This window comes from Psychrobacter immobilis, assembly GCF_904846235.1.
Classification (GTDB): domain Bacteria; phylum Pseudomonadota; class Gammaproteobacteria; order Pseudomonadales; family Moraxellaceae; genus Psychrobacter; species Psychrobacter immobilis_C.
Window position 1 is genome coordinate 16,699 of sequence record NZ_CAJGZN010000009.1, and the last position, 17,273, is coordinate 33,971.

Below are 17,273 nucleotides of genomic sequence, written 5' to 3' on the forward strand. Positions count from 1 at the left end.
ATGGTCTCGCTTGCTAACTTAAACTTTCTATTTGTGCATTAAAGTTCTAAACAAATACCTGATAAGATCTTTTATATCACGTCTCAATCCGCTCACTATATGTAATATGGATTTTTAAATGCTTACTTACTAACTTCATTTCCTCATATATTTCCCGTGTATGAGACTTTCTCTGTAATGTGTCTGAAGAGTTTTTTATAACGAGATAAGAAATCAAATTCAAACTACGGCAACCTTCAATAAGATTTGATTCGCTTGGCATTCTCAATATTTTTGCAAAAACACTATAAAGTAAAATAGCTTGTTTCTTTGCCAAAATCATTGAAGATAATCTTATAACTTCATTTTGTACATCCTTATTGACATTATCATTTATAAAGCCCGATTGTTCTCGAAGAAATAGAGATGAAACTTCTCCAAGTGTTTCTTTTAACCCTACTATGGGTTCTAAAATCAACTTTAAAATAAACTGACCTATGACAAAAATTGTGACACCTGCAATTATAGTTAGAAACATTTTATAAACCTCACAATTAAAGAGAATTATATACAACCTTCTAACTCACCTTGTCCCACATCTTGCTTAGACGCTTGGGCGATACTACCATACGAGTTTTCATAGGCTGGGCAAACAGTTGAATACGGTATTCCTCCACCATCCAGCGATACTCACTGATGGCTTCTTTGTCCGCACGTCCTGCTAGCCGTTCCATATGCAAGTCAAGAGCATAAACACCATCGAGGTCGGCGTCGAGATTGTGCTCCAGACGCTCTAGTCGAATCTGTAGCGCTTCAAGATAGCGTGGGTACTGTTGCCAGTGGCTGTAATCCATCCGATAAACAAAATCAGCCAAATGTAAATCTTCTAACTGATCTTCGATATCATCGATAGACTCACCAAATATTTCACGATCTAACATCAGCAACCCTTGGCGAATACGTTGCCAACGAGTATAGACATTCTTAAGCGTTTTGATAACGCTTTGACCAGTTAATAAGAAATTATTTAGTACGACGTCGAGCGTCTGGGTATACTCTTCAGGCGTAAATGGTAACTCCTCGCTCAATCCAACTGCGATATCGTCGGCGCTCTCAGGCAAATCCTCAGTATGATCAAATAAGACATAGTGCTCTTCGAGAGCCGCGTCTAACGCAGCATCTATAACGATCGTTTTAAGTTTATCCATGTCGCCAAGTGGCGCAAATGCCAGTTTAAATATACTATCGATTTGGCTCGTTAGCTGCTTTTTCTTTGCACCAAGTTTGCCTTTGATTAAAGTCAGCACCCCGATACGATGTGCTTGAAGTGCTGCATTGACATCAGTATATTGATGAATCGATACAGCTTCTCCCGCTTCATCAGCGACGAGCGCTGCAAACTGTTTCATCACCACACCTGCACTATGATGATTTTTGCTGAAAGCAAAATGCTCAGGAAACTCAGTATGCACGCCTTGCTGTTCATTTACCGCTTGACTGGTCTCAGATGCATGACGAATCTGTAGGGTTTGCAGATCACGGCCTTTTTCGATGATACGGTTTTTCTCATCGACCACGCAGATTTGTGGCTGCAAATAGCGATCAATCGTAGATGGATTGAAGTTCTCTGGTGTCACCGACATGATACCGCGACGATGCAATGCCTGACATAGCTGTTTCAGCAATCCTTGTCCACCCTTTGGCTGCAACTCATCAAACAAACTGTCTGCAGTATTGGGTATCGGTACGATTTGACGACGTATCTCCTTTGGCAGTGACTTGAGCAGCTGCAATACCAATTCATAGCGCCAACCGGGCACACCCCACAGTAGCTCAATCGCGTCGAGCTGCGGTAATGCGGCAAGCGGTACACGTATGGTCACACCATCATCATCGCTGGCCGGATCAAAGATATAGCGGAGCGGCAGTTTTAAATCGCCCAGCTTCCACACTTCTGGAAAGTCCCCTGTGGTCGGCGCTTGGCTATTAAGCACATCTTCATCGGTGAAGAATAGATGCTTGGCATCATGCTTTTCGACTTCTGCACGCCAATCCTCAAACGCTTTGCGACTGGCAACGTGCTCAGGGATTTTCTTATCATAGAACTGATAGAGCGTCTCTTCATCCACCAACAAATCACGGCGACGCAGCTTGTCTTCGATCCGCTCAACATGAGCAATCTTATCCATGTTATGTTGCAAAAATGGTGCATTGCGACCAAAGTTACCCGTCACCAAGCCATCACGGATAAAGATCTCTCGTGATTCAACTAGATTGACTTGCTCATAGTTAGTCAGCTGCTTACTAATAATAATCAGTCCAAACAGACTAATCTGAGCGTAAGCTTTGACGCGTCCTGTTTTCTTGGACCAATGTGGTTCGAAGTAATGATATTTCAGCAAATCACCTGCTGCTGAGATAATCCATTCCGGTTCGATTTTGGCAACAGTACGCATAAAGACTTGTGAAGTCTCCACCATCTCAAATGCCATCACCCAAGGGGGTATTTGTTTAAACACCGTACTGGCTGGGAATATCTTAGCCTTTTGCTGACGCGCAGCCAAATACTCACCGCGGCTTTCGGTCTTGTGCGCGATGATAGACAACAATCCTGTTAACAATGCTCTATGCAGATTGGCATATTTGACTGCTTTTAACTCTTCGTCTTCGATCGCTGTCGGATCATTAACAGCCACATTTTTATCAGAAGCTTTTGATTCATTAACATCAGTTAGCTTCAGCTCAGTGACCATCTGTACCAACTGACGATGCGTCTGATGCCATTCACGTACACGCGGGAAGCTCAAATAGTTTTTCTTAGCAAACTGCTTACGCTGATTGCCAGACAGTTTATTGCCGTCTTCATCTTTTTCAAACAGCGCCTTCCATAGACTCAAATAAAACAAAAAGTCAGAATCGTCTTGACGGAAAACCGCATGCTTTTGATCCGCTTGCGTACGTTTATTGGCAGGACGTTCGCGTGGATCCTGCACAGCAAGCGCTGCCACAACGATAAGCATTTCGCGAATACAATCAAAATCAGAACCAGCCACCAGCATACGTGCCAGCCTTGGATCGATTGGCATACGTGCCATTTTCTGACCAGTTGCTGTCAAACGCAGATGATCAAGCCCTTTTCTAGCTTTTGGCTTGTTAGCTTTGTCTTGAGCAGCAATGTCTTTCTTAGAAGTAATAGCGCCCAATTCATCTAGCAATTTATGACCATCAGTGACCAATCGGCTATCAGGCGGCTCAATGAATTCAAAGTCATCCACACTACCTAGACGTAGATTGGCCATTTGCAAGATTACTGACGCTAAGTTAGTACGTAAAATCTCAGGCTCAGTAAATTCAGGGCGACCACTAAAATCTTCTTCACTATAAAGACGAATACAAACACCTGGAGCGACACGGCCACAGCGACCTTTACGCTGATTAGCCGCTGCTTGCGAAATTGCTTCAATCGGTAAACGCTGTACGCGCGAGCGATACGAGTAACGCGAAATCCGCGCAAAACCTAAGTCGATCACATAGCGAATACCCGGCACAGTCAATGCAGTCTCAGCAACGTTGGTCGCGATAACAATGCGGCGACCCCGACCCGATGGTTGAAAGATACGCTGCTGCTCTTCGTAAGTCTGCCGTGCAAACAGTGGTAGTACTTCTGTATGGCGAGGGCCATGACGCTCAAGCACTTCCTGCGTCTCACGAATCTCAGCTTCAGTTGCAGCAAATATCAAAATATCAGCCTGATCGGCGTGACCTTTACTCTGCGCGTCGCTAAAGCACTCTTCGACCGCAGCAACCACAGCGCGCGGCAGGTTCTCTTCAAAATCATCGTAGCTGTCATCTTCTGAGCTGTTCACTGGATCATCTGTCAACGGACGATAACGGACTTCTACTGGAAAGCTACGGCCTTCTACATTAAAAATAGGCGCAGGGACTTGCCGTTTAAGCTTGCTATCATAACGGCTAAAGTATTCACTAAAGCGCTTGGTATCAAGGGTTGCCGAGGTAATAATGACTTTTAAATCTGGGCGCTTGGGCAGCATCTTTTTAAGATAACCCATAATAAAATCGATGTTTAAACTACGCTCATGCGCCTCATCGATAATAATCGTATCGTACTTACTCAAGAACCGATCATGACCCAACTCAGCGAGCAAAATACCATCCGTCATGAGCTTTACAACAGATTGCGCTGTCCCTTGCTCATTAAAGCGAATCTTAAAACTGACCGTATTACCTAATGGCTCACCCAGCTCTTCTGCGATACGGTTTGCCACACTACGAGCAGCCAATCGTCTTGGCTGTGTATGCCCTATCTGGCCTGTAATACCGCGCCCTGCTAGCATCGCAAGCTTAGGCAACTGCGTCGTTTTACCAGAACCCGTCTCACCAGCGACAATAATGACTTGATTATCGATAATCGCTTGTACTAAGTCTTCTGCGCGCTGGCTAACAGGCAGATCTAGATTTAGTTTGGCAGGTAAATCACTTGGAATACTATCGATACGTGCCTGCACAGCTTCTTGAGAACGCGTTTTTATTTTCTCGTACTGAGCACGTTTTTTAGCGAGTACATCATCTGAGTTGTTCTTTTGTTCAGAACCCTGATTAGGTTGTTTCTTCTTAGACACAGCAGCACGTGCCAGCTCTCGTTCAAGACGGCTTAAGTAATAGCTGTCTTTAGCAAGTACTGGTAGATCCGCCAGTGGTACTGCTGGCTTCTTAGTATCTTGAGTTTCATTTACAGTAGATGTATCTGAATCGCTGTTTTCAGGAATATTGGGCTTAGAAGTATTGGGCATATTTGCTTAGGCTATTTATTATGTAGAATTGGTTAGATTATGGGGGTAATTGGGGTATGATTCAAGTTAGTCGAGTCCTGATTGCTCTCGTAAGCTGTCCATTAGGTTTATTTAATCAAGCATGTATTGAGTTACTTTTATGAAATTTAGATAAATCTATTATAGCGCCAATTTCTTTAAATTCTTGATGCTTAGATAGCCGACGTACTCTTTGTCTTCTTTAGCATTCAGCTCATCTGTATCACTAATAGGCTCAATCGAAAGCTGAACATTGGAGATAAGATCATTTACGTTATATATGTCATCTATATCTACTGCAAACTTATCATCAATATGAGAAGCTGCATTGAAAGGTGACGTTTTATCTTTAAAAGTAGATTGCTTATAAAAATCACTTTTTTTTGCTTGTTTGATCGCGTCAGCTTGGTTAGGTGCAACGATGAGTAGCTTATAATGGAATTCTTCAAAACTGTCCTGCTGATAGCCACCTAGATTGATAAAGAATAACTTTAAGTCAGCAGCAGCCTTTAATTGCTGACTTGGTTCAATTAACTTAATGGCATAACTACCCACTTTGGCAATCGCTCGATACGAATCAATATGCCATTTATTTTTTACCTCAGGCCAATGTTCATTGATATCTCCTATCAAGTCACTCACTTGACTGGCTGCACCAAAAAAAATATCGTGTTGCTCAATCAGACGGCCTTTAGGACGGCCGCCCAATTGAACCATATATAGTGTTAGCATTTTACGTAATCTCTATTAAATAAAAACCCATAGTTAATCTAAAGGTAATGCTGTCATTGCTAGGATAGAACGTTTTTAAGTACTGTCATACTGGAATCACTCTACCCGTCTTCAATGCAAATGCCCAATCTTCACGTCCGTTTCTTAGAGCCATATTTGCTGCTGCTTCATGGTCATAAGCGACCCTGACATGCTCAGTTTGCCAATGTTTACCTTGTTGAGTCTCAATACATTTGATAAGAGCATAATTAGCATGAGGCGAATAAGTTTGCATCTTATGAATAATAGGCAAATCGTCTTCGTAAGCTGGATAGCCAACGCTACCACTATTCACAATAGTTTGTCCTGACGACAGTACTACTGTACGCGGGATGTGTGTATGACCACATAAGATAACATCATTATCAATACCATCAAGTAACGCCAATATAGTCGCATCATTACGCACTATTGGTTGACCCGTTTCGATATCCTCTAGTAAATATATCATGTCATCGGTCGGCGAACCATGGCAGAGGTATACATCCTCACTGACATGAAAATAAAATGGCAAAGACCGCATCCATTCAATCGCTTTTTTAGAGAGATCTTTGATAATAAAACCCATGGTTGGATTATTAGCAATTTCTGCTGTAGTGGCTTCATAAATCTGCCTATCCTGATTGCCTCTAATGGTAATAATATCATCTCGATTTGCCATTAATAGCTCATAGGTAGCATGAGGCGCTATTGGCCCGTATAAAATATCACCAAGATTGACAATCTGATCAACATCTCGATGTCTTATATCGGCAAGCACAGCTTCGAGAGCGTAGACATTACTATGAATATCTGAAATCGCAGCGATGGTTGTTATCTGTTTCTTTTCTAAGTTATTCATTTCCTGACTCACTAATCAAAAACTGCTTTACAACGTCAACGGTTGCTAACGGATCTTCTTCGTGCGGTACATGACCTAAATTATCAAATATCTTGAGCTGACTATTACGTATATCTCTATGAAATAACGCGGCGTTTTCTACAGGAATAAGATCGTCTTTTGCACCCCATAAGATTAAAGTCGGTATGTCCAGCTGCTTTATTTGAGCTTGATCACTGTCATCATCGCTCTCATTTAGGCGACGACTCAAAGCTTGACGATTACCTTGGCGCAAGGTCAATTCATAGTATCTGTTAATCAACTCCTCATCGACTTTACTGTTATCGGCATACACGCTTAAAACGCTTTTTTCAATAACACTTCTGGGTAGGATACGATTTAAAATTGGTGACATCATTGAATATTTAGCAAGTTTAAAACCAATAGGGACATGTTTGGGTGTCGCTGGATAACCAACTGAGTCTACCAGTATCAATCGATTGACACGCTCAGGATACAAAGCGGCGGTACGCCACGCTACCTTGCCTCCTAATGAATTACCGGCTAGTGTGACGCGGTCCAGCTTCAAATGATTGAGTACTTCAATAACAAACGCCGCATAATTTTCGCTGCTGTATCGCGTGCTCTCATCCACGTAAGGACCGGTCAAACCGAACCCTGGTAAATCCATGCTCACGACACAGTATTGATCAGACAGCGCCTTGGTCCAGCCCTCCCATGTATGCAAGCTTGCCGATGTACCATGCAATAAAACGATTGTTTCGGGTCGGTTTTTTTCGGCTGTATTGCCACGGTGTGTATAACAATTAGCTGACTGCGCTACATGCGCTTGCATACCTTGTATGTCTATAAATTCGCTGTTAGGTAGTTGCCATTGTTTTAGCTCAGCGATGGTACGATCAGGTGCCCAATATTTTGCTATAAATACCATTAACACGGCAATTGCGCCTAGTAATATCAGAACAGTTGCTTTTAATAAGTACTGTGTCATGTGATCAAATCCATTTAATAAGATGACGTTAATAATAAACATTCTATACCGTTAGCTTATATGATAAGCCATAAAAAACCCCAACGTTCAATTTGTCTTGAACATCGGGGTTTCACTTATACTAAGCAGATATGACTAGGATTGTAATGACTACTTGATTATATCAAGAAAAAGTACGCCCATAGCCCGATAACGATAGTAGCAATGATATTTAATATGATACCTGTACGAATCATTTCTGTTTGCTTGATCAAACCTGTACCAAACACAATAGCATTTGGCGGTGTGGCAACTGGCAACATAAAAGCACACGATGCACCAATACCGATGACCAATACGAGCACCTCATGTGGCAAACCCATCTGCTCTGCAATAGCGGCAAATACAGGCACTAACAATGCTGCCGAGGCAGTATTGGAAGCAAATTCTGTCAAGAAAATAATAAATGCTGAGACTGCCATCATCACAATGATAAGTGGTGCAGAAGACAGCGCAGTTGCTACGGTTTCCCCTAGTACCAAAGACGCCCCAGATACTTTCAAAATTGTCGATAGCGCAATACCACCACCAAACAACATGAGCACACCCCAATCCGTATTGTCTGATACTTGCTTCCAAGATACCAATCCTAAGCTTACTACCGCTGCTGCTGCTGATAGTGCAACGATAGCATCAGTGTCCGTAATATCTAAAGCTGCACCAATCTTTTTGGAAAATATCCAGCTCAATGCCGTAACGATAAAGACAATGATAGTGACGATACGTGGCTTGTTCCAAGCAATCGGTGCATCATCAACTAGGACAATGGTACGATTTAGGTTCGGCTTTAGGAACACATACATCGCACCCAACAATAATGGTAACAGTACCAACATCATCGGAATACCAAACTTCATCCAGTCTACAAAGGCAATATCGAGCGCCTTTGCGGCAATAGCATTGGGCGGCGAACCAACAATCGTACCTAGGCCGCCAAGGCTGGCTGAATAAGCAATACCTAATAGTACAAAGACAAACGTACCGCGGTCTTTTTCACGATCGACTTGCGTCAAGATACCGAGTGCCAATGGGAGCATCATCGCAGCCGTAGCGGTATTCGATATCCACATCGATAAAAATGCCGTCACACCAAATATCAAAAATACTGCTGTACTCAGTTTGCCACCAGACATCGATAGAATCTTTAGTGCGATTTTTTTGTCTAGCTGCTGCACATGCAATGCTGCTGCCAAGGCAAAACCACCAAAGAATAGATAAATAGTAGGATTGGCAAAGCTTTGCAGACCGATTTCAGCATCGAAGTCTGGTATGCCAACCAAGGCACCGATTACTACGACAAGTAGCGCTGTTATGGTGACGTGCACAGCTTCTGTAAGCCAAAGCACCCCAATGAAAAACAGGACTGCGAGACCTTTATTAGCATTGATATCGAACGGCAACACATTATAAATAATCAACGCAATAATCGCGGCAATAGCGACCACAATTAACCCTTTTCCTGTACCTTTTGGGAAGGTATCAGTAAATAAATATTCATTACCATCATTAGGAAGATGGCTATCTAGCTTTTGCTCTGACATAGAATGTCCTTATTGAATCAAAGACGGTGTAAGAAACCTAAAAATAAAACATAAATTATCGGTTAGTGTATTTTGATAAACACATTACCATTGAGGTAAATCTAATTATCTGCAGACATCACTTGAGATATATACGTCGAAACTCGCTTTTCTACAACTTATGCTAGTAATCCGTAAACTTAGTCGCTAACCACGTGATCAGCTTTATTATTAGTTGCATGGTTGATTGCAGTCTCAGTTACACATAGTCACTAAACAAGTGTACTCTGTATATGTACAAGACTATGACCACATTGCATACTAGGTAAGTTAAATAAAAGCCAAGCGCTAATAAATGCGAGCGTCAACGAATAAAGATTTAATTAAAACATCTCTATTAAGAAGTAAATAAAAACACTGGAGTACTTTATGACAGACTCAAATAAAACGGACTCAACGACCAAAATGGCACCAAAAGACATCAATCAAGATGGCCTAGCCAAAGAAGATCAACAACGTACTGACGACTCTATGCTCGATATGATGCAAGGGATGCATGAGCACGAAGATCATAAAGAATAAGACCAAAGCATGTTTTGATAGCTCGCTATTCTACACCTAAATAAACATGCAAAAACCAATACAGTTAATAATAGGCACGATAGGCGTTTATTACTATGATAAGCGCCTATCTTTTTTTGGTTCTCTCACCTCTGGCAGATGATCTGAAACATAGTTGTATACAAATGCTGCTGTCGATACAATGGCGATGGGAACAAACAAAGCATCATAGCTGACTTTTGCAAACAAGAAAGCACTTACTGCGCTACCACCGCAGAAACAATACCAGATAATGGCTTGAAACCCTAAGGTTGGCTTACTAATAGAACGACCAGCAAGCCAATTACCAATTGCCGCCCCCATGTCTGAGGTCAGCCCTGTCAAGTGGGTGGTACGAATGACCGCCCCACTATAAGTTGCGACCATCGCATTTTGCAGTCCACATGCCATTGCTGCTGCTAATTGCCCTAAGTAATCATGCTGCTGATACAACCAATAGCTAACCAACAGTAGTGCTGCTTCTAGATATAGCGCTCGTCCATAACGACGACCGAGTTTCAATGATGTCTGTCCAATGACAAAGCCGCTTAGTATAGCCCCTGCCAAAAAGGACAGCAACAAGGTACCAATATATAAAATACTACGCGCGTCTGAATGAGCGATTGCCGCTGCAAACAAACTCACATTGCCCGTGACGTGCGACACTGATAAATTGGCAAACCCCATTAACGCCGTCGTATTCACGCAACCAGCACTAAATGCCAATACTGCCCCGCCCCATAGTATCCACTTTGGTAACTTGGTTATCATATCCCTCGTCCAAAGGCACGTAGCTAAAAAGCCGCATTGCTAAAAAAGCACGTAGCCAAAAAGACTCATAGTATAACTAGAAAAGACAGCCAATTGGCTGTCTTTTCTATTATCAAACGAATCATCTATAACAATTACTGTGCTGGTTCATCAAGCATCATCAACTGCTCGCTGATAGCAACTGTATTGAAACCCGCATCAACGAACATAATCTCACCTGTGATACCAGATGCCCACGGCGACAATAAGAATAACGCAGCGTTACCTACTTCTGTCTGTGTGATATTGCGTTGTAATGGCGCAATTTTTTCGCTGATATCGAGCATTTTGCGGAAAGACTTAATGCCACTAGCCGCTAGCGTGCGGATAGGACCTGCAGATATCGCATTAACACGGATACCTTCACCGCCCATAGACGTTGCTAAATAACGAACACTGGCTTCTAAACTGGCTTTTGCCATACCCATGACATTATAGTTTGGCAATACTGAAATACTGCCTTCATAGGTCAAGGTTAACATAGAACCATGGCGCATCGCTAGTAACTCACGAGCCGCTTTTGCCAATGCAACGAAGCTATAGCTAGAGATGTCATGCGCGATGTGACTGCCTTCACGAGTCGTTGCGCTAACAAAATCCCCATCCAACTGATCCATAGGTGCAAAACCAATGGCATGTACCACACCATCAATACCGTCGCCCCAATGAGCAGTCACTTGCTTAAAGCACGCAGCAATTGACTCATCAGAAGCTACGTCACATTCTAGAACCAAATCTGCTTCAAATTTTTCAGCGGCCATATCGACGCGTTTTTTGATTTTGTCATTCGGGTAAGTCAGAATTAGTGATGCCCCTTCGCGGTGCAGCGCTTCTGCGATAGCCCAAGCGATAGAGAGTTTACTTGCGATGCCAGTTACGACAAATCGTTGTCCTTGCAGTAGCATAAGATTTCCTTTTGAATCAATCGAGATGATTTAGAATAAGAATTTATTTAGAGTAATTAGAAGATTGAGACTACTAAATAGTACAAATGAAAAGATGAGTTATTATACACGAATTAATTTAAGTAAACAGTCGTAAACTGTATTTGGTGCTTGTTATTAGATCGACTGATACAAACAACTAATAACGTCAAAATGACTAATAGCAACTTATCACTTGAAGTAGTATCGACAATGAGAGTTTTTCGTGAGTTATTAGATTGCATTTTAGCATCAACGCTTCAAGATAAAATACTCAGGCTATAGTAGTTTGCTTATTTTATGAAAAAATCGCACTTCGAATATTAACACTACAACCGTTTCGATTAAGCACCAAACGCTCCTTTATTGATTAAAGACTCAACTGCTAGCCACAGCAGTATGAAGTTCAGCAGATTTCGAGTATAATCACAGCCCTTCCCAGCTTGCACAATTTTTATAAGAGTCCTCACACGATAGGATTCAACGTTAAGCTACACCCACATTTTGGATGGCTGCCAAACTTATGAGTAACACCCCCATCATAATCCCAGATTATAAAGAAAGTACCGAATCTTATCGCCAACTGATTGCTTCAACTGGCGAAGACTTAGATCGTCCGGGTTTGCTAGATACGCCTGTACGTGCTGCAAAGGCCTTTGCCCATCTGACCCAAGGCTATCATCAAAGTATAGATGAAGTGGTCAATGATGCTGTGTTCCCATCAGCGAATCGCGAGCTGGTACTGGTACAGAACATTGAATTTTATTCACTGTGTGAGCATCATATGCTACCGTTCCATGGTGTCGCTCATATCGGTTACTTACCTGACGGCCAAGTACTAGGACTGTCAAAATTTGCCCGTATCGTCGATATGTTTGCCCGTCGTTTGCAGATACAAGAAAACCTAAGTGAGCAGATTGCGCAGACCATTATGGATGTTACTGGCTGCCGCGGCGTAGCAGTCGTTATGGATGCATCGCACATGTGTATGATGATGCGCGGTGTTAGCAAACAACATTCAACCACGCGTAGTACCGCGATGCTTGGCGAATATCAACACAATAATCAAGCCCGTAATGAATTTTTGGGTGCGGTACCTAAGCGTCAGCCAGCGTTTTAAGTCGCTGTTAGTTGCTTAGACTGTTGTGAATAACAACCAAATAAAAAGGACGCATCATATGCGTCCTTTTTATTTGGCTGAGCGGTAGAAAAATCGTACTAACTCACTGGCTTTACATCATCTACCCAATCACCATAACCAGCAGCTTCCATATCTGCAAGCGGAATAAAGCGGAGCGCTGCTGAATTCATGCAATAGCGCTTGCCAGTCGGTGCTGGACCGTCGTCAAATACATGTCCCACGTGTGAGTCCGCGTAACGGCTACGAATTTCAGTACGAGTTCCAAATATTCCTCGATCTGGCTTTTCAACCACTAAGCTCGTATCCAATGGGCGAGTAAAGCTCGGCCAGCCCGTACCAGATTTATATTTATCACGCGAAGAATACAGTGGCTCACCAGATACGACGTCTACATATAATCCAGGCGCTTTATTATCCCAGTACTCATTATCAAAGGCACGCTCGGTCCCTTCTTTTTGGGTGACTTTGTACTGAATATCACTAAGCGATTTCTTTAGCGCATCTTGTGAAGGTTTTACAAATGTATCTGGGTTAAAACCTTTGCTTACTTTACTATCTGATGTGTTATTCGACGTCACTTGCTGTGTGCTATCTGCTTCGGGCGTAAACTTACTAAAATCAAGCTCATAGTTTTTACCATAGACACTCTCGATAAATTGATAGCGACCAGAATTGAAGGTATAAGCTTTATAGCGTAGCGGGTTCTTTTTATAGTAATCTTGATGATACTCTTCAGCAGGATAAAAAGTGCTAGCAGGAACAATCTCGATCACTACTGGCTTTTCATACACACCAGATGCTTGCAGTGATTGCTTGGCCGCTTCTGCGATATGCTTTTCTTGCGCATTGTTATAAAAAATCGCTGGACGATACTGTGTGCCGCGATCAACATACTGCCCTTTATCATCAGTAGGATCAGCGATTCTCCATAGCGCCTGTACTATGCCATTGTAAGTAATTTTTTTAGGATCATAATACACCTGCGCTGCCTCGGTATGCCCAGTACCACCTGCTGACACCTGCTTGTAGGTTGGGTTTTCAGCGGTGCCACCCGTATAGCCAGACACGACTTCTACCACGCCAGGGATTTTTTCATAACCTGCTTCAACACACCAGAAACATCCACCCGCTACCGTGGCTACTGCCAATCCTGGCGTAGTCGGTGCATATGGGTTAGCGGCAGTTGTATTCTTTACAGTAGAGCTGTTTTCAGTTGATGCGCAGCCTGCGTAAATCGCACTACTCGCTATGATAAATAACCCTATAATTTTAGATGGTAATATGCGATTCATAAAAATCTCCTAAGCGTAATGTCCTTTAAATATCCTAACGCTTTTGTATCACTGAAACATTCCTATACTGTAATATATTTACAGTTTATTAAGATATTTTTTATCAACTGAGTGCAATCACAAGATAAATTAGACGATTATTTGATAACGATTATATATTTTAGTATGAGTTAACTATAGAAATAAAACGGAAACTTTATTACCTCAATGCATTAAAAAAGCCCATCCTCCAAAGAGTAATAGACTTTTTTATTTTAATATCACTAGCTCTATAAAAAACTATGACGCTGTTTCATTATTACTATCAGCACGTTCATCACTAGCCTGCTTAATCTTCGTTAGAATTTCCTTGATTTCAGCGGCTGATAGATAAGTTGGCACGGCATAAGTATCGCTGACTTCTTTTGCAGCTGCCTTTGCGATATCATTAAAGTCGCTAGTTTGCATACCATTGACAGTTGGATCAATATTTAGATCTGCAATCAAGCCTCTAACTTGCGCAATCAGGTTATCTGATATCTCACTATCGCCATTAGCTGCTTGACCATTCTGTACCATACCGGTTCTTTTAGCCAATGCAGCCAGTCTCTTTTTGCTCGCTTTGCGATTGACGTCAAGTACATAAGGCAACACGATGGCGTTGGCACGACCATGAGGAATACTATAGTAAGCGCCTAACTGATGCGCGATAGCATGCACATAACCCAGACCTGCTTTGTTAAAGGCGATCCCGCCGTAATGAGCAGCAATACCCATCTCTTCTCTTGCTTTTAGATTGCCACCGTCTTTATAAGCTAGTGGTAGATAATGCATAACAGACTTTACGGCAGAGGCTGCATAATAATCTGTCTCTACGCTGGCATTGGCACTCATCCATGCTTCTAAAGCATGGGTCAATACATCAATACCAGTATCTGCGGTGATATGGGCTGGCATGCCTTTCATGATAACTGGGTCAATCGCTGCGGCTAGCGGTACCATTCTTGGGTCGATAGACAATGCTTTTTGGTGCGTTTTATCGTCCGATACTACTGCACCAAGTGTCGCCTCTGAACCCGTGCCAGCCGTCGTTGGTACGCAGTATAACGGAGTCGCGGGCTTTCTTGCTTTAAGAATACCGATTAGCTGCTTTGGCTTGCACTTGTTGCCTTGAGACATGGCAATCATTTTGGCCGCATCGATCACTGAGCCGCCGCCAATGGCTACGATAGAGTCACAATTGGCTTCTATAGACTGACGTAGCCCTTCTTCAACTACCTTAAAAGTAGGATCTGGCGTAATGCCGTCATAGATGTGATAACTGATATTTTTCGCATCTAGATAATCAGTGACTTTTGCAGGTATACCCAGTTCGTTGAGCACTGTATCCGTGACAATAAACACATTGGTGTTGCCTTCATTGATAAGCATATCGCATAGCTCATCGCAGGCAGTCTCACCAACGAATAACATTGGTCTTCTTATAGGTATCACATAAGACACTGCTTTTAATACCTTTGCCCGAGTCTTAGCGACAGCCAAATAACCAGCATGCTGCAAACTGTTGTTCTTTACCAATTTAGTAATACTATTTTGTGTTTTCATGAGCACAAAAATCCTTTTTAATGATGGTTTTAACGGCAATAAAGACCGTTTTGGGCAGCCAGTTAAATATTACTAATTTACGAGCGCCAAAATGTATAAAGATACGTATCACAGCATTATAAAATGGGCAGCTCTCTAAAATTATTGTACCACTGCTTTTTTCAATATGTCGCTATTATTATGAACTGCGATGTGTCAATTTTATACCAAGCCGCTTATTTTAGTCGCTTAATTTAATTGATCAGTCTCAGTGGCTACAGTAAGTCGTTTAAACTAGTCAGTACTTGCCTTTAACAGTTGCTGAGTGTAAGCATGTTGTGGGTGATTAAAGAGATCTTCGGTACGTCCAGATTCTACGCAAATGCCTTGTTTTAACACCATAATATGCTGACACAGTGCACGTACTACCTTGAGATCATGACTGATAAAAACATAGCTGATTTGCAGTCTTTCTTGAATTTCACGTAATAAACTAACTACTGTGACCTGTGTGGTACTGTCGAGCGCAGAGGTCGGCTCATCTAATATAAGTAAGCTTGGTTTCATAATGAGTGCACGCGCCAGTGCCACGCGTTGACGCTGGCCACCTGACAGCTCATGAGGATAACGCTGCGCAAATGCTAAAGGCAGATGTACCGTAGCAAGACTATCTAGCACCGCTTGCTGACGGGCAACTTTTTCCACGTCTTGTACCAGCAATCCTTCTTCCACGATTTGCATGACCGTCATACGCGGATTAATACTGGCAAATGGATCCTGAAATACCATCTGTATCTGCGAGCGGAAGTCACGTAGCGCTTTTTTGGACAATGCTGAGACATCTTGATCATTGACCACTATCTGCCCATTCACACGTGCTTGGTTGCTCAGTAGTTGGCTAAGCGCCAACGCAATGGTGGTTTTACCGGAGCCAGACTCACCGACGATACCCAATGCCTGACCTTTTTGCAGTGTCATATCGACATCTTTGACCGCATCGAACCAGCGCTTGGTACCACCAAGCAGACCTTTTTCAATTGGGAACTGTACATTAAGACACTTCACTTCTAATACGCTTGATTGTTTATCTGCGTTATCGTCTTTTATGGTTAATGCCTGCCCAAAGTCTTGCTTGATAAGTGTGCGAGTATAATCGGCCTTAGGCTGATCAAATACCGAAGATGTTTTACCCTGTTCAATCGTTTGACCTTGGCGCATAACGATGATCTCATCACTATAGCGCCTGACCAGATTGAGATCATGACTGATTAATATCATCGCCATATTGTGCTTGCGTTTGAGATCATCTAGTAGCGCCAAAATCTCATGCTGCAAGGTAACATCGAGCGCAGTCGTTGGCTCATCAGCAATTAGGATATCAGGCTTCTGAGCCAATGCCATGGCTATCATCACTCGCTGACGCTGACCACCCGATAACTCATGTGGATAACGGTTCAACTTGTCAGCAGGATCTGTAATATTGACATCATTTAGCAAAGCGATACTGGTTTCTCGCCATTGCTTTTTAGGTACGCCGCTTAGACGCAACGATTCAGCAATTTGTTTAGCAACCGTATGTAAAGGATTTAATGCGGTCATCGGTTCTTGAAATACCATACCGATACGCTGTCCACGAATAGACCGCAGTGCAGCATTACGCGCCTTATCATTCGCTATGGGCAAGGTAGACATACCTGCCGTATTTGCAAGCTGTACCACACCCGTGATGGTCAAACTATCAGGTAACAGACCTAATAGCGCAAGACTGGCGATCGATTTGCCCGAGCCTGACTCACCAACGATAGCCAAAGTTTGTCCTTGTTTTAGCTTATAAGACAGCGCATCAACTAATTGAACACCTGTAGCAGTCGTGATACCTAAACTATCCACTGTCAGCATAAGCTTATCTTGTGCACGATGAAGACTTTCATTTGGCGCATTGCTGTGCTTGGTGGCGACAATATTTTTAGTCAT

13 protein-coding genes are annotated in these 17,273 nt (G+C 42.6%); 2 read left to right on the forward strand and 11 right to left on the reverse strand.

From position 1 onward, the window contains the following. Nucleotides 1–76: 76 nt before the first annotated feature. The 6 genes from JMX07_RS07540 to JMX07_RS07565 all read right to left on the reverse strand — a co-directional run bounded on the left by JMX07_RS07540 (nt 77) and on the right by JMX07_RS07565 (nt 8,991). A complete protein-coding gene (locus tag JMX07_RS07540; protein WP_057760321.1) occupies nt 77–517 on the reverse strand; it encodes a hypothetical protein in 441 nt (146 codons plus the stop codon). 40 nt (nt 518–557) lie between these two features. Further along, nucleotides 558–4,790 carry an ATP-dependent RNA helicase HrpA gene (hrpA, locus tag JMX07_RS07545; protein WP_227684699.1) on the reverse strand — a complete coding sequence of 1,411 codons (4,233 nt, stop codon included), beginning with the start codon at nt 4,788–4,790 and terminating at the stop codon, nt 558–560. A gap of 159 nt (nt 4,791–4,949) precedes the next feature. Further along, nucleotides 4,950–5,540 carry a DUF1543 domain-containing protein gene (locus JMX07_RS07550; protein ID WP_102091714.1) on the reverse strand — a complete coding sequence of 197 codons (591 nt, stop codon included), beginning with the start codon at nt 5,538–5,540 and terminating at the stop codon, nt 4,950–4,952. A gap of 85 nt (nt 5,541–5,625) precedes the next feature. Beyond that, complete coding sequence (locus tag JMX07_RS07555) at nt 5,626–6,420, reverse strand: metallophosphoesterase family protein (protein ID WP_201607212.1); 795 nt, start codon at nt 6,418–6,420, stop codon at nt 5,626–5,628. After that, the gene (locus JMX07_RS07560; RefSeq protein ID WP_201607213.1) at nt 6,413–7,411 is read right to left on the reverse strand and encodes an alpha/beta fold hydrolase; all 999 of its coding nucleotides are present in this window, start codon (nt 7,409–7,411) and stop codon (nt 6,413–6,415) included. Before JMX07_RS07560 ends, JMX07_RS07555 begins: the two co-directional genes overlap by 8 nt. Before the next feature lie 158 nt (nt 7,412–7,569). Continuing rightward, on the reverse strand, nt 7,570–8,991 hold the full coding sequence (locus JMX07_RS07565) for an SLC13 family permease (RefSeq protein ID WP_201607218.1): 1,422 nt from the start codon (nt 8,989–8,991) through the stop codon (nt 7,570–7,572). A gap of 408 nt (nt 8,992–9,399) precedes the next feature. Between JMX07_RS07565 and JMX07_RS07570 the strand changes: the two genes are divergently transcribed. After that, nucleotides 9,400–9,552, forward strand: coding sequence for a hypothetical protein (locus tag JMX07_RS07570; protein WP_166739249.1), 153 nt, complete (start codon nt 9,400–9,402; stop codon nt 9,550–9,552). A gap of 93 nt (nt 9,553–9,645) precedes the next feature. Here JMX07_RS07570 and JMX07_RS07575 read toward each other — a convergent pair whose 3' ends face one another. Together JMX07_RS07575 and JMX07_RS07580 are read right to left on the reverse strand one after the other, a co-directional pair. After that, a complete protein-coding gene (locus JMX07_RS07575) occupies nt 9,646–10,341 on the reverse strand; it encodes a YoaK family protein (protein ID WP_201607219.1) in 696 nt (231 codons plus the stop codon). Nucleotides 10,342–10,475: 134 nt separating this feature from the next. After that, complete coding sequence (locus JMX07_RS07580; protein WP_201607220.1) at nt 10,476–11,285, reverse strand: enoyl-ACP reductase; 810 nt, start codon at nt 11,283–11,285, stop codon at nt 10,476–10,478. A gap of 541 nt (nt 11,286–11,826) precedes the next feature. Between JMX07_RS07580 and folE the strand changes: the two genes are divergently transcribed. Then, nucleotides 11,827–12,423: a GTP cyclohydrolase I FolE gene (gene folE, locus JMX07_RS07585; RefSeq protein WP_201607223.1), complete on the forward strand. Its 597-nt coding sequence runs from the start codon at nt 11,827–11,829 to the stop codon at nt 12,421–12,423. A 98-nt stretch (nt 12,424–12,521) separates the two neighbouring features. Here the strand turns inward: folE and msrB are convergent, their stop codons facing one another. The 3 genes from msrB to JMX07_RS07600 all read right to left on the reverse strand — a co-directional run bounded on the left by msrB (nt 12,522) and on the right by JMX07_RS07600 (nt 17,273). Next, on the reverse strand, nt 12,522–13,736 hold the full coding sequence (msrB, locus tag JMX07_RS07590; RefSeq protein ID WP_201607228.1) for a peptide-methionine (R)-S-oxide reductase MsrB: 1,215 nt from the start codon (nt 13,734–13,736) through the stop codon (nt 12,522–12,524). Between the two features lie 279 nt (nt 13,737–14,015). Beyond that, entirely contained in the window at nt 14,016–15,320 is a 1,305-nt protein-coding gene (locus JMX07_RS07595) for an iron-containing alcohol dehydrogenase (RefSeq protein ID WP_201607231.1), read from the reverse strand. Between the two features lie 273 nt (nt 15,321–15,593). Then, a complete protein-coding gene (locus JMX07_RS07600) occupies nt 15,594–17,273 on the reverse strand; it encodes an ABC transporter ATP-binding protein (RefSeq protein ID WP_413786666.1) in 1,680 nt (559 codons plus the stop codon).

Excerpts from the sequence above, each read along its gene's own strand:
- JMX07_RS07560 (WP_201607213.1), bottom strand. The coding sequence starts at position 7,411 with ATGACACAGTACTTATTAAAAGCAACTGTTCTGATATTACTAGGCGCA.
- JMX07_RS07565 (WP_201607218.1), bottom strand. The coding sequence starts at position 8,991 with ATGTCAGAGCAAAAGCTAGATAGCCATCTTCCTAATGATGGTAATGAA.
- JMX07_RS07550 (WP_102091714.1), bottom strand. The coding sequence starts at position 5,540 with ATGCTAACACTATATATGGTTCAATTGGGCGGCCGTCCTAAAGGCCGT.
- JMX07_RS07575 (WP_201607219.1), bottom strand. The coding sequence starts at position 10,341 with ATGATAACCAAGTTACCAAAGTGGATACTATGGGGCGGGGCAGTATTG.
- JMX07_RS07555 (WP_201607212.1), bottom strand. The coding sequence starts at position 6,420 with ATGAATAACTTAGAAAAGAAACAGATAACAACCATCGCTGCGATTTCA.
- JMX07_RS07580 (WP_201607220.1), bottom strand. The coding sequence starts at position 11,285 with ATGCTACTGCAAGGACAACGATTTGTCGTAACTGGCATCGCAAGTAAA.
- JMX07_RS07540 (WP_057760321.1), bottom strand. The coding sequence starts at position 517 with ATGTTTCTAACTATAATTGCAGGTGTCACAATTTTTGTCATAGGTCAG.
- folE (WP_201607223.1), top strand. The coding sequence starts at position 11,827 with ATGAGTAACACCCCCATCATAATCCCAGATTATAAAGAAAGTACCGAA.
- JMX07_RS07595 (WP_201607231.1), bottom strand. The coding sequence starts at position 15,320 with ATGAAAACACAAAATAGTATTACTAAATTGGTAAAGAACAACAGTTTG.
- JMX07_RS07600 (WP_413786666.1), bottom strand. The coding sequence starts at position 17,273 with ATGACTAAAAATATTGTCGCCACCAAGCACAGCAATGCGCCAAATGAA.
- hrpA (WP_227684699.1), bottom strand. The coding sequence starts at position 4,790 with ATGCCCAATACTTCTAAGCCCAATATTCCTGAAAACAGCGATTCAGAT.
- msrB (WP_201607228.1), bottom strand. The coding sequence starts at position 13,736 with ATGAATCGCATATTACCATCTAAAATTATAGGGTTATTTATCATAGCG.
- JMX07_RS07570 (WP_166739249.1), top strand. The coding sequence starts at position 9,400 with ATGACAGACTCAAATAAAACGGACTCAACGACCAAAATGGCACCAAAA.